Genomic DNA, 12,681 nt, shown 5'->3' with positions numbered 1-12,681 from the left:
CGACACTCAGGTCAATCTCACCCCAAACCCCCCATCCCCACCCACCCCAATCACCAACCTCTGCGTCGCCCGCGTCGCCGCCACATAAAACACCCGCGCGGCTTCCTGCTCGTCTTCGCCCTTCGCAGGCATGTGCCCCACGCCGGGCAGCGCCACCACGGGGAACTCCAGGCCTTTGCTCACCTTCATGGTCATGATCTGGATGGCGTCGGCTGCGGGGTTGTACTCGCCGGTGCGCTTGCGCACATTGAACGGCAGCTTGCGCTGGTGCAGGGCGTCGGCGCACAGGTCCATGGTCTTCCAGTCCGCGCACAGGATGGCCATGTCGCCCCAAGCGTGGCCGTCCTTGTGCGCGTGGCTGAGTTGGTCGGCAATGGCGAATGCTTCTTCGCGCAAACTGGGCAGTTTGATGAGGATGGGCGCCTGCCCTTCGCGCCCGCAGCTGATGGGTTTCACCAGTGGTATGCCGTCATCGTCCCGGTCGTCCGCAGTCAGCAAATCGGCGGCAATGAGGTTGGCGGTTTGCAGAATCTGCTTGGTGTTGCGGTAGTTGATTTTCAAAATGGTGGTGCGGCCCTGCGCTTGCACGCCCACGCTTTTGAAACTGAACTGCTTGCTGCGCGCACGCTCATAAATGCTTTGCGCATCGTCGTACAGCAGTAGCAGGCTGTTGGTGGTGGGGTCCACCATTTGCGTGACCAGTTTGAGCCACTCGGGCGCGAAGTCGTGGCCTTCGTCGATCAGCACGGCCTGGTACTGGCCGCTGGGGATTTGCTTGCGGTCTACGGCGCGGATGACACGGTCAACCAGTTCTTCCGAGAACTTAGGGCCTTGGGGTGGCATAGCCTGTCCCGAGTATTTGAGCTGGTCATAGCACCATTTATGAAAATGCCGCACATGCACCTTGTCGCTCAAGCCCTTGGCGTCCATCACGCTGTGCAGCTTCACGCCCAGCGGCTCGTTAAAACACAGGATGAGAATGGGCTTGCTGCTGGCGGTTCTGGCCTGCGCCAGATACTCGGCGCGGTAGCCCAGAATCATGGTCTTGCCCGAGCCCGCCACGCCGTGGATGACACGGTGGCCATCGCCCAGGCTGCGCGCCAGTTGCTCTTGCTGAATGTCCATCACGCGCATGATGCTGGGCATCTCCGCATCCGCATCCGCATCCGCGTCGGTGTCGTCAAACAGCGCGGTTTGCCCAGTTGACCCGTGTGGCACCCGCACCTGCGGAAACATGATCCAGCGCACGCGGTCCAGTTGCGGCAGGCTCATCACGCCACGCATCATGTAGGGGAACATGTCCCACAGGCGGCTTTGCAGTTCTTCGGCGCCCACGCTCTCCAGCATTTCGTCCTGGCACAGCACGCGGTGCGGCTCGATGGCGTGCTGCAGTTCTGCGGCTTCAAACTGCTTGCGGGTGATGTTGGTCAACACCACGCCATAGCTCCAGGGGAAGGCCAGCTTGCCGGCGTGGGGGCCATCCGCCTGCACCAGTTGCGGGTCGCGCTCCAGCGCATTGACAACCTGATGCGCGTATTGGCGGGCTTGCTCCAGCGGGTTGATGACGTTTTTTGGAATGCCGTCGGGGATGATGGTCCAGGTCTGTTTGTCGGCCTGCTGGATGGTGCTGGGCTTCCAGTCTTTCACCTCCAGCACCAGAATGCCCCGGCGCGGGTGCATCACGCAAAAGTCGGGGTGGGCGTTCTTCGGGCCCATCGGCACGTCGTACCAGAGCAGGTAGTCGTCGTCGAGCTTTTGTTCCAGCCGCTCGGCCAAGCGTCGCTCGCCGCCTGTCATGCGCGACACGCAAGCGCCAAGCGCCGGTATGAGGGTTGCCATGTGGTGATCCCGTCCCTGAGATTGTTTGCGGGCCATTATGGGCGCAATCGCAGGGGGCTTGGCAGGGATCGGGTTAGGTCAAACCCTTAACGCGGCGGAGCTTGCTGTTTGGTGCCGTGCGCTAGCGCACGGTCTTGAAGATTCACGAGTGCGTTTGCGCGCACGCTCACGGACGCACGACGATCTCGTTCCTCACGGATTTCACCCCGTTCACACCACGCGCGATGCTCTCCGCCGTGCTTTTCTCCGTGGTGTTCTTGGCAAAGCCCGACAGCAGGACGACGCCATTGAGGGTTTCGACCTTGATGCTGGTCGCGGCGACCTGCGTGTTGTCGACGAAGCGCGCCTTGATTTGGGTGGTAATCGTGGCATCGTCAATATAGGCGCCGACGGTTTCCTGGCCGCGCGTGACGGCGCAGCCGGTGGCGGTGAGCAGAGCCACTGCGGCAACAAAGGCGGCAAGAAGAGTACGAATGATCATGATGAACCTCCTGTGAAAGTTGATGTGGGCTTGGCCTTGACTGATTGTCGGACGGGTTCCGAGCCCCACCAGCAAAAAAGAGTAATGCGAAGTAACCCGGCTGGCAAGCCACAAGCAGCCCGAAAAAATGCAGGAACTTGATGATTCGCAAGCGGTGCGACACCCGTGCAACAGCCGCTGATACATCCGGTTGCGTCCTGGCACCAGGGGCAGGCAGATAATTAAACGCATGGCTATACGAACAGAATGCGCGATGACAGCCCCCAGGCTTGCGCCGCCAGCAGCATGAGCACGGCACGACGCACGCTGCTGGCCGTCGTCATCGGCGCGGCGATCATCGGCGCGGCAGCGCTTTGGTGGAACATGTCCCGGCCCGCGCCCCAGACGCCTGTTGCGGCTGCGCCCGCACCCGAACCCGCGGCGGCACCGGCCGCCCCCGAATCGGCTGCGGCGCCCGCAGAGCCGGTGGTCCAGTACCCGGTCGAAGCACAGCCCGCGCAGGCGCTCCCCTTGAAGGCGGCTGATTTGGGTACGGTGTTGACCGATCTTCTGGGGCGTAAGGCGGTTCTTGAGTTCTTGGCGCTTGATGAATTTCCGCGCCGCCTGGTCGCCACGGTCGATAACCTCGGACGCTCCCACGCGCCGCCCATGCTGTGGCCCATCAAGCCGACGCCTGGCCGCTTCATGGTTGAAGAACGCGCGGGCGGCAGCGTCATCAACGCCGACAACAGCCAGCGCTACACGCCGCTGGTGCTGCTGGCCGAATCGGTAGACACGGGCAAGGCCGTCGATTTGTACATTCGCATGTACCCCTTGCTGCAACAGGCGTATGAAGAATTGGGTTACCCCAAGGCTTACTTCAACGACCGGCTGATTGCGGTGATTGACCAACTGCTCGCCACGCCCGGTGCCGACGAGCCGATTCAGGTTCACCTGACCGAGGTCAAAGGATCGGTTGCGTCGCTGCAACCCTGGGTGCGCTACGAGTTTTCCAATCCGGCTTTTGAGTCGCTGTCAGCCGGCCAAAAAATCATGCTGCGCGTCGGGTCGGTCAACGAACGCCGGCTGAAGGTGAAACTCAGCGCGGTCCGCCAGCAACTCATCAAACGCGTGGTGCCCCGTTAGAGAGCGCCATGACGCCGGCCCTGGCCTTCATGCTGGGTCAGGCGGCCCACCCCATGACGGCGGAAAACTGCGTTTTGTCGGCGTAGACCATCAGGGTTTCCAGTTGGGCCACTTCAATGCCATCTACCAGGGCCTGGGCATTCACCTGCACGGCATCCGCACCGATCTGGCGGCAGGTGATCTCAAACGTGACATCCTGTTCCGGCTGCACCGGGCGCTTGAAGGCACAACGCCGCACCGATGCCAGCACACCAATACGTTCATTGGGCAGGGACTGCACGTAGCTGTCGGCACTGAGCAAGCCGGCCCCGGCAAGTTGGGTCACCGATTCAATCAGCATGACTCCGGGCACCAGCGGAAAGCCGGGGAAGTGTCCCTGGACCACAGCGTTGTCCAGTGGCCAGTTGGCAATGGCCGTGTAGGCGCGCGGGCCCCGCGCGATCAACTGCTTGCAGGCAAAGATCGGCCCACGGTGGGGCAGTAATTGTTCAATGGCCCGGCGGTCCAGGGTGAATGGAAATTCAGGAATGAACTGCGTCATGGCGCAGCAAACCGGCGAGCGATCAGTGACACATTACTGCCGCCAAAGGCGAAGGAATTCGACATCACCGCGTCCACCTGGCAGCCGTGGCGTGCTCGCAGCGGGATGTAGTCCAGATCACAGCGTAGATCGGGTTTGTCGAGGTGGGCAGTGGGCGGCAGGGAGCCGCTGTTGAGCGCCTCAATGCTCAGCGCCAGTTCCAGCGCCCCGGTGGCACCAATCAGATGCCCGTGCATGGATTTGGTTGAACTCACGGCAACCAGGCGGGCCGCAGGGCCAAAGGCTTGGTGGATGGATTGGGTTTCGGTCACATCACCGGCATCGGTGGCGGTGCCATGGGCATTGATGTATTGAATTTGTTCCGGGGCCAGACCGGCTTCCTGCAGCGCTTGCTGCATGGCGTGGGCTTGACCATCGACACTGGGGGCAGTTAGATGCTGTGCGTCACTGCTGCAGCCGTAACCGGCCAACTCGGCCAGCACCCGGGCACCGCGCTGGGTGCTGCGGGTGGCGCTCTCCAGCACCAGGGCGGCGGCACCTTCGCCAATCACAAATCCGCTGCGACCGCTGGAGAATGGGCGGCAGCTGCGAGAGGGGTCGCTGGCGTCCGCCTTGGCCATGACGCGCAATGCGTTCCAGCCCAGCATGGCCCCGGCGTTGAGCATGGCTTCGGTGCCAACCACCACCGCTGCGTCCAAATAGCCATGGCGGATGGCCCGGTAAGCTTCACCGATGGCAATGGCCGATGAGGCGCAGGCCACCGAATAGGTGTTGCTGGGGCCGTGCAGCTTGTAGCGCATGGTGATGGCGGCAGCGGCCGCATTGGCCATGACGCGTGGCACCGTGAGCGGATGCATGACGGTGGGGTCTTTGTGCTTCAGATTGGGGTCGAGCAACGTGGTGTAAAAGCGTTCGTACAAGCTGTTACTGGTTTGCGAGCCGCCAAAACCAATGCCCACAAAGACACCGACGCGGCGCGAATCCGTGGGAGGGCAGGTAAAACCAGCCTCGGCAATGGCTTGCGCGGTGGCCACGAGTGCAAATTGGGTGGCACGGTCAAGCCCCTGGTCAGCACGTTCCAGCAGGGTTTGCGGGTCAACACTGGCTTGCGCCACCACCACATGAGGGAGCCTGGCGGCAATGTCTGCGGGGCAACCACCGATGCCGCTGCGGGCTTCCAAGGCGGCCGCAAAAGCGCTGGCCTTGTCGGCACCCAGAGGGCAAATGACACCCGAGCCGGTGACAACGACTTTGTTCACGGAGCGGGGATCAGTTGAGGGCGGTTTGGAGCTTGGTGTGTTCCTGCACCATGGCTTCGATGGCAGTCACCATCCCGGCAAAGGTCATAGGCAAAAAAACCATGGGGTCCGGAATTTGGAAGCCGTATTTGTCTTCGACTTCAAATAACATTTCGATCAAACCGAGGGAATCCAGTTCCAGATCAGCAATTTTCAATTCCGGATTCTCAAATTGCTGGGGATCAACACCTGCCGTCTCCACTAAATAATTCTTGATTTGATCAAATAACATGCTGGCTACCGGAGTGACATTGGTGCGGGATTGTATCGGAACGGGGTACAGCAACAGGTGAACTGCACACTGCACACCAATGGTTGCAAGGCATTTGCATGTATCCATCGCCGGACAATTTTCAACCGGCTGTTTTGGCAGTCTCTGAAATTTCGGGTGCTTTAGAATCCAACACATCTGCACACCACTGTGGCGGTCCAGTTGATTTGTTTTGATTATGGCCACACTGGAAACAACCAACTGATTTAACCCGCAGCAATTCATGAGCAAGGCGCCTGGTCGGAGAGTAGCTGTCACAGGCGTTGGAATGGTCAGTCCCTTTGGCGGCGACACCGACGACTTTTTCGACCGCATCATGCGCGGCGAATCCGCAATCCGTCTCTACGAGCATCCCACCTCGCCATCCCGGCTGGTGCAGCCTGCGGTGACCTGCGCCCAGTTTGATTCTGAAAAGTCGATAGGTCATGCGATCACCCATGTCACCGACCGCTACAGCCAGTTGGGTGTAGCGGCAGCGTTTTCAGCCTGGGACGATGCCGGCCTGAAACGTGAGGGTGCGGGCTCTGACGAATACGGTGTGTCCTGGGGGACGGCCGCCGGCGGCATGCTGACGTACGAGAAGGGCTACGGCGACATGTACCTGCGCGGCAAGCAGCGTGTCTCTCCCTTGTCGGTGCCTATGGCGATGAACAATGCGGCCGCATCCCATATCGCCATGGCTTTGGGGTTGGGCAGCGCCTGCATGACCTATTCCATGGCATGCGCTTCTTCCACCGTTTCCATCGGTGAGGCGTTTCGACGAATTCAACGTGGCGAATCTTCCTTGATCGTCGCGGGCGGTTCCGAGTCGCCGCTGGCATTTACCATCATGCGGGCTTGGGAGGCGATGCGCGTGGTGGCGGCAGGAGATGAGCAAACCGCGTATCGCGCCTGCCGACCCTTTCAGCAAGGACGCACGGGTCTTGTGCTGGGTGAAGGCGCCGCTGCGCTGGTGCTTGAAGACTGGGAGCATGCACGCCAGCGTGGTGCCCGCGTCTACTGCGAGCTGGCCGGATTTGGGCAAAGTTGTGATCACACACATTTGGTGCGTCCCGATGCCCAGGGGCAATCCAGGGCCATTATGGCTGCGCTGCATGAAGCGGAACTTGCGCCGGCACAGGTCGGTTATGTGAATGCCCATGGCACGGCCACAGTGGAAGGTGATCCGATTGAAATCAGTGCGCTCAGGCAGGTCTTCGGGGTCCATGCCGGGCAATTGGCCGTGAGTGCCACCAAGTCGATGCATGGACATTCGCTGGGTGCGGTCGGCGCCATGGAGGCTTTGATCACCGTGCTGGCACTGGCCCGGAAGGCGATCCCGCCCACCGCCCACCTGGAGCAGGTTGCTCCGGACTGCCTGGGGGTCCAGCATGTGATGGGCAGTGGCCTGCGCGATGTGCCGCTGCAGGCCGCCATCAGCAATTCCTTTGCGTTCGGGGGCAGTAACGCAGTCCTGGCATTTCGTGCAACCAGCGATGCGTAACGCTTGTCTGACACCGTTTTTCTGATGCAATTCCTCCGCCATCTGTATTCTGCTGCACGCCTGCGCTTCGCACTGGTGATGCTGGGTGTGGGGTGTCTGTTGTGGACGGTCCTGGCCTTGCCCTTGGGCCTGGTCTTGCCCAGCCGTTGGGGCATGTGGGTGGGGCGCTGGATGGCCACGCTCGGGTTCCGGGCCTATATTTGGCTGTTGGATGTCATTGGTCTGGGTCGCTTCGACATTGCTGCGCTGGACACCCTGCGTGGCGCGGGTCCTCTGATACTGGCCGTCAACCACCCTGGTTTACTGGATGCGCTGATGGTGCTGTCCCGGCTGCCGAATGTGACCTGTATTCTCAAGGCGTCGCTGATGCGCAGTCCCCTGTGGGGGGCCGGTGCCCGCCTGGCCGGATACATTCGCAACGACCTGTTTCTCGGCGCGGTCAATCTGGCGGTGGACGAATTGCACCATGGCAGTCAGCTCCTGTTGTTCCCCGAGGGTACGCGCAGCGACCCGATGCCCCTGGGCGAGTTTCAGATCGGCGCGGCCTATATGTCCTACCGCTCCGGCATTCCGATTCAGACCATCATCATCGAACAGGACAGCCGGTTTTTGGGCAAGGGTTGGCCATGGCTGAAGCGACCCGACATGCCCATGCACTTTCGCATTCGCCTGGGCCAGCGATTTGATCCACCGACCAACCCCAAGGCATTCACGTTGACCCTGCATGACTATTTTCGCAGCGAGATCAAGCCGCTCTCCGGCGGGGCCTGATCGATGCACTCCAAGCGCACTTTGCCCTCCACCACTCATCTGGTGCTGATCCCCAGCTACAACTCTGGTGCCAAGGTCTATGAGACCGTGGCGCAAGCCCGCGTCCACTGGAATCCGGTGTGGGTCGTGGTCGACGGCAGCACCGACGGCACCGCCGCCGTGTTGCAGGACATGGCGGCCCGGGACGCGGGGCTGCGGGTTATTGTGCTGCCCAAGAATCAGGGCAAAGGCGCGGCTGTGTTGTATGGACTGGATCAGGCTGCGCAACAGGGTTACACCCATGTCCTGTGCATGGACTCCGATGGCCAGCACCCGGCGAACCTGATAGAAGCTTTCATGCATTGCTCACAGGCCACACCTGCGGCCATGGTGTTGGGCGTACCGGTATTCGATGCCAGCGCACCGGCGCTGCGCGTCTGGGGACGAAAAATATCCAACTGGTGGGCGAATCTGGAAACCTTGTGGGCCGGCATTGGCGACTCACTGTACGGTTTTCGTGTCTACCCGGTGGACCCATTGCGCAGTGTGATGCGGGGCCAGCGCTGGATGCGCCGTTTTGATTTTGACCCCGAGGCCGCCGTGCGCTTGTGCTGGCGGGGCGTGCCACCGATCAATCTGCCGGCACCGGTGAAGTATTTGCAGGCGCATGAAGGCGGTGTTTCCCATTTCAACTACCGCCGTGACAACCTGCTACTGACCTGGATGCACATCCGCTTGATGGTGGGGTTTGTGCTGCGTCTGCCGATGTTGCTGATGCGGGCGTTGGGCCGTCGCTCAAGCCTGGGCAAGTAGGGGGTCCTATGTCTGTAGCCGTCATGATGCATCTGCTTCGCGAGCGACTGTATTGGCGCAAGCGGACCCGGGTGCCCGAGCCGAACCTGGTGATGCAGAGCGAGACCCAGACGGAGTCCTTTGCTCGAGCCGGTCAAGAGGGTGGGGCGCTGGCGTTTCTCTACCTGTACCACGCCGTGCAGATCACCTCGGTCTTGCAGCCTGGCGACCGCGTGCTGGACTTGGCCTGTGGTCCTGCCAACCAGCTGCTGCAAATTGCGCGACTCAACCCGCAAGTCCATTTTGTCGGGCTGGATGCGTCGTCCACCATGCTCCAGTGCGCGCAAAACACATTGGCGCAGGCACACATTCACAACGTTGAATTGGTCCAGGGCGACATGACCCGCCTGGTGCGTCAGGAAGACGCCAGCATGGACGGCGTGATCTGCACCATGTCCTTGCACCATTTGCCGGACCATGCGGCGCTCTGCACCACGCTGCGCGAGGTTCGCCGGGTGTTGAAGCCGCAAGGGCGTTTCTATTTGACGGATTTCGGGCGACTCAAGCTACTTCGCACCCAGCGCTTCTTTGCTGATGACCTGCGGCAGTCGACGCAATTTACCGAGGACTACTTCAATTCGCTTCGGGCCGCATTCAGCGTGGAGGAGTTGTCTGCTGCCGTGGCACCGTTGGGTTCGGACGTGCAACGCCACGTGACAGTGTTGGCGCCGTTCCTTGTGGTGTTCAAAAGTGCGTTTCAGCGCCCGATGGATCCGCCGACACTGCAGCGCGCCAAGGAGGCGTTTGCCAAACTGTCGGCCACGCACCAGGATAATTTTCGCAGCATGGCCAGCTGGTTTCGGGTCAGTGGTTACGCCTTGCCCTGCGAGTTGGATTAGGTGCGGGAAGCGGCTGCGCGCCGTGCGTTGAAGACCGGTTGTGCATACAGTTGCAGAAGTGCTTCGCGCGCCGGGACGCTGGGCAACCCCATTGCGGTCAACTCCGCTACCTGATTCGCAATCAGACCCAGGAATGCTTGTGCGTAAGGTGTGTCCAGGTCCCAGTTGTCTTGGGTCAGCAGGGCATGGGCGATCCGGTTGCTGTCCCAGGCGCGATAGATGCTCCAGATTTGCGCATCGATCCTGTCAGCGACTTCTTGCACTGCATCGGCGCTGTGTGCACCGTCCAGGCGGATTTCCTTGCCGAAGGCCAGATGGATATGGCCTTTGTTCGCAGTCACGCTGTCCCGGATTTGTGCCACATCTTCGTCAGCGGCCTTGTGGTACTTGCCATGCTGGAGCCGCAGCAGTGTTTCGCGCACCTTGTGGGTGGCGCAGGGCTCGAATTCGTAGGAGATGGCGACCGGAACAATGTGCAGTTTCTCAAAATCGGCGCGGGTTTTGTCGCCTGCCAGAGCCAGCATCTTGATGATGGCCGGGTCGGTGTGGTCGTTGCCGTCTTTGGTGCGGCCCGGACTTTGCGACAACCAGACGGAATAGCGCTGCTCTTCAATTTGTCGTGCCAGGTAGGCGGCTGTCTGCTGGGCCTTGGCATACACGTCGCGGCGTGCGCCGCTGCGCTTGATGACCACACCATTGAGCAGCAGCATCAGCTCGGCCACACCGGGGGTGTCCATCAGGTTGTCGCCCACACACACCTTGCAGGTGCCCCGCCCGCTGGACAGCAGGTTCAGTGAAACCAGTGCAGCGTCCATGACGATGCAGCGGTGGTTGGAGATGAAGAGAAATTTGCGGTCAGTCGGCAGCTGGTCCAGGCCGGAAATGCTCAGGCCCTGTGAGGTCTCTTTGAGAATGCGCTGCAGCATCGGGTTGACGTAGGCGAACTGGAACTCCTCGGTGCCGCGAAAGGCATTGGTCTGCTCGACGACGGCCTGCCGGGACAGCTCAGGAAAACACCAGCGCAGCATGGTGTCGGACAGTGGGCGGGTAAAAAACCGGTCGCGGCAGGCAGCAAATTCGGCGGGGCTGTCCACCGTGCGTTGGGTGCGGGTACTCAGGGGGTGGTGTGGCATGTTGAAGGGCCGGTCAAGCCATGCCGCCGTTGACTGAAATGACCTGGCCTGTGATGTAAGCCGCGCTGTCTGAGGCCAGGAAACCCACCAGGGCGGCCACTTCTTCCGGTTTGCCGGCGCGTTTCATGGGCACCAGGTTGGCAATGGCGGTGCTGTCAAAAACATCTTTGGTCATGTCTGAGCTGATGATGCCGGGGGCCACGGCGTTGACGGTGATGCCGCGTGTGGCCAGCTCCAGCGCGAGTGATTTACTGGCCGCGTGTAACGCGCCCTTGGCGGCGGCGTAGTTGGTCTGACCACGGTTGCCGGTCAGGCCGGCAATCGAAGAAATGCTGATGATGCGGCCCCAGCGGCTGCGGATCATGGGCATGGACAGTGGCTGTGTGACGTTGAAAAAACCGTGCAGCGACACATCAATCACCCGGTGCCACTGCTGGCGCTGCATGCCGGGAAAGACGGCATCATCATGGATGCCGGCATTGTTCACTAGCACCTGGATCGGGCCGTCTTCCAGCAGGGCTTCCAGGGTAGTCTGAGTGGCGTTGCTGTCGGTCACGTCAAACTGAACGGCCTGCGCCGAGCCGCCGCTGTTTTGCAGCTCGTCGCACAGGCTTTGGGCACTGGCAAGATGGCTGTTGGCGTGCACGATCACATGCAGACCGTCGGCAGCAAGGCGGCGGCAGATCGCCGCGCCGATGGCTCCACTGCCACCGGTGACCAGGGCGCGCCTCGTAGGTGTTGATTCGATATTCATGGTTCAGGCGATGTTGCAGACTTCGATGCCCAGGCGCAGCGTGTCCAGGTAGTCCACCACCACCGATCCACTGCGGCCTTGTGCCAGCAGGGCCAGCACAGGCAGGCTGCGGGCCACCGGAATGCTCTGGCGCAAATGCTCCAGGTCGTCCTGGGGCAGGTGGGTTGCCGGTGCGTCGCTGAAGCTTATCTTGAACTGCGCCAGTGCTGCCGGAGTCTGGCAGGGGTTGAGGATCAGGGCCACCCCCATGGCAGCAGGAATGGGCCGCAGTCTGTGCAGAGGTTCGGGATAGGTTGTGTCATAGGCCAGCAGCAGGCAAGGTTGGCCGCTGCTGTTGGCTTGGGTGGTGGCTTCCAGCAGCCCGGCGGCAAAGGTAGCATCAAAGGCGCTCAGGCTGGTGCTGGGTTGCATGCTGCCGGTGGCGATGCCCCAGTAGCCGGATGCCGCGTTGTGCACCGAGTTGTGAAAGCGGGTTGGGGACAGGGCGCGGTCGCTGGAGGCCAGGGCTTCCAGAATGGCATGGGAGTTGTCGCAATCGGCTTCGGTTGAGGAAAACACGGTGGCCAGGTTGGCCAGGTCAGCCCCGGCATGGCGTGCCGCCTCCAAGCCGATGGCCATTGACAGTTTGACGGGCATGCCCACCCGTCTGCGTTCGGCGGGAGGGAGCTTTTCAACGGCGGGCAGGGCAGTGGGCGCAGCCGCATAGGGCTGGCGGCCGGCCAGCACTTCACAGGTTTGCGCCCAACCGGCAAGGCCGGGGCCGAACACGCCGACACCGTCGAGGTAGATGGTTGGTGTACTCATGTGTGATCAATCACACCCGACGCGTTCCACTTGGGTCGTTCCCAGGACGGTCACGCCTTTGCCGTCAGAGGCGTTTGCGCCCGCCAGCACGTCACCAGCCGTGGTGGCCAGGTGCGATTTGCAATGGGCTTTGATGGTCACCCCCCCCATGACGCTGACAGTGGTCCGAAAGCAGTACCAGCCATTGGGGTTAAGCACCTGCACGACCGAACCGCCCGCAACGTTGACGCCGGGATTGACCAGAACCAGCGCGGGAGTTTGTGTGACTTCGGTGTCGGCGGTGTCGGGGCCGATGCCGAACACCTTGACCGAGGTGGAGAGTGTTTTGTATGGAGGATTTTTCCCGAAAGGGTGTTTTCCCCAGGCGTTCAGGCAACTGTTGACTGGGCTGTCATCTGTTTCCGCCGCAATGGCAGACGCCCATACGCTGGCACCCAGCAACAGACCGATCAAGCATCGTTTGCAGGTGTGTGTGATGTGCATGTGGTGCCCTTTTTTTACGGTGGTCATT

General features: G+C 61.4%; 14 protein-coding genes. 5 read left to right on the top strand and 9 right to left on the bottom strand.

Going from position 1 to position 12,681, the window contains the following annotated elements:
• Positions 1-6: 6 nt before the first annotated feature.
• Both RFER_RS20305 and RFER_RS20300 read right to left on the bottom strand, forming a co-directional pair.
• Positions 7-1,839, bottom strand: a complete 1,833-nt coding sequence (locus RFER_RS20305; RefSeq protein WP_011466265.1) for a DEAD/DEAH box helicase — start codon at positions 1,837-1,839, stop codon at positions 7-9.
• Between the two features lie 166 nt (positions 1,840-2,005).
• A complete protein-coding gene (locus RFER_RS20300) occupies positions 2,006-2,320 on the bottom strand; it encodes a BON domain-containing protein (RefSeq protein WP_011466264.1) in 315 nt (104 codons plus the stop codon).
• 246 nt (positions 2,321-2,566) lie between these two features.
• On the opposite strand from RFER_RS20300, the gene RFER_RS20295 reads away from it, so the two are divergent.
• Positions 2,567-3,445, top strand: a complete 879-nt coding sequence (locus RFER_RS20295; protein ID WP_011466263.1) for a DUF3014 domain-containing protein — start codon at positions 2,567-2,569, stop codon at positions 3,443-3,445.
• Between the two features lie 37 nt (positions 3,446-3,482).
• On the opposite strand, the gene RFER_RS20290 is transcribed toward RFER_RS20295, so the two are convergent.
• Genes RFER_RS20290 through RFER_RS24735 form a run of 3 tightly spaced genes read right to left on the bottom strand, consistent with a single transcriptional unit; the run spans position 3,483 to position 5,813 of the window.
• Positions 3,483-3,986, bottom strand: a complete 504-nt coding sequence (locus RFER_RS20290; protein WP_011466262.1) for a 3-hydroxyacyl-ACP dehydratase FabZ family protein — start codon at positions 3,984-3,986, stop codon at positions 3,483-3,485.
• A complete protein-coding gene (locus RFER_RS20285) occupies positions 3,983-5,245 on the bottom strand; it encodes a beta-ketoacyl-[acyl-carrier-protein] synthase family protein (RefSeq protein WP_011466261.1) in 1,263 nt (420 codons plus the stop codon). Before RFER_RS20285 ends, RFER_RS20290 begins: the two co-directional genes overlap by 4 nt.
• Positions 5,246-5,255: 10 nt before the next feature.
• Positions 5,256-5,813, bottom strand: coding sequence for an acyl carrier protein (locus RFER_RS24735; RefSeq protein WP_244095758.1), 558 nt, complete (start codon positions 5,811-5,813; stop codon positions 5,256-5,258).
• A 10-nt stretch (positions 5,814-5,823) separates the two neighbouring features.
• Between RFER_RS24735 and RFER_RS20275 the strand changes: the two genes are divergently transcribed.
• Genes RFER_RS20275 through RFER_RS20260 form a run of 4 tightly spaced genes read left to right on the top strand, consistent with a single transcriptional unit; the run spans position 5,824 to position 9,479 of the window.
• A complete protein-coding gene (locus RFER_RS20275; protein WP_244095757.1) occupies positions 5,824-7,038 on the top strand; it encodes a beta-ketoacyl-[acyl-carrier-protein] synthase family protein in 1,215 nt (404 codons plus the stop codon).
• A gap of 24 nt (positions 7,039-7,062) precedes the next feature.
• The gene (locus tag RFER_RS20270) at positions 7,063-7,809 is read left to right on the top strand and encodes a lysophospholipid acyltransferase family protein (RefSeq protein ID WP_011466258.1); all 747 of its coding nucleotides are present in this window, start codon (positions 7,063-7,065) and stop codon (positions 7,807-7,809) included.
• A gap of 3 nt (positions 7,810-7,812) precedes the next feature.
• Complete coding sequence (locus RFER_RS20265; protein WP_011466257.1) at positions 7,813-8,601, top strand: glycosyltransferase family 2 protein; 789 nt, start codon at positions 7,813-7,815, stop codon at positions 8,599-8,601.
• A gap of 23 nt (positions 8,602-8,624) precedes the next feature.
• A complete protein-coding gene (locus tag RFER_RS20260) occupies positions 8,625-9,479 on the top strand; it encodes a class I SAM-dependent methyltransferase (RefSeq protein WP_244095756.1) in 855 nt (284 codons plus the stop codon).
• Here RFER_RS20260 and RFER_RS23135 read toward each other — a convergent pair.
• The 4 genes from RFER_RS23135 to RFER_RS20240 are packed head-to-tail and all read right to left on the bottom strand — an operon-like array spanning position 9,476 to position 12,680.
• Positions 9,476-10,612 carry a 1-acyl-sn-glycerol-3-phosphate acyltransferase gene (locus tag RFER_RS23135; RefSeq protein ID WP_011466255.1) on the bottom strand — a complete coding sequence of 379 codons (1,137 nt, stop codon included), beginning with the start codon at positions 10,610-10,612 and terminating at the stop codon, positions 9,476-9,478. The two genes, RFER_RS20260 and RFER_RS23135, sit on opposite strands and share 4 nt — an antisense overlap.
• 13 nt (positions 10,613-10,625) lie before the next feature.
• Entirely contained in the window at positions 10,626-11,366 is a 741-nt protein-coding gene (gene fabG / locus RFER_RS20250) for a 3-oxoacyl-ACP reductase FabG (protein ID WP_011466254.1), read from the bottom strand.
• 3 nt (positions 11,367-11,369) lie between these two features.
• Positions 11,370-12,170, bottom strand: coding sequence for a beta-ketoacyl synthase chain length factor (locus RFER_RS20245; RefSeq protein ID WP_011466253.1), 801 nt, complete (start codon positions 12,168-12,170; stop codon positions 11,370-11,372).
• Between the two features lie 6 nt (positions 12,171-12,176).
• Positions 12,177-12,680, bottom strand: coding sequence for a hypothetical protein (locus tag RFER_RS20240; protein ID WP_041791028.1), 504 nt, complete (start codon positions 12,678-12,680; stop codon positions 12,177-12,179).
• Position 12,681 lies beyond the last annotated feature (1 nt).

Source organism: Rhodoferax ferrireducens T118 (genome assembly GCF_000013605.1).
Taxonomy (GTDB): domain Bacteria; phylum Pseudomonadota; class Gammaproteobacteria; order Burkholderiales; family Burkholderiaceae_C; genus Rhodoferax; species Rhodoferax ferrireducens.
This window is presented reverse-complemented; position numbering and strand designations above follow the sequence as displayed.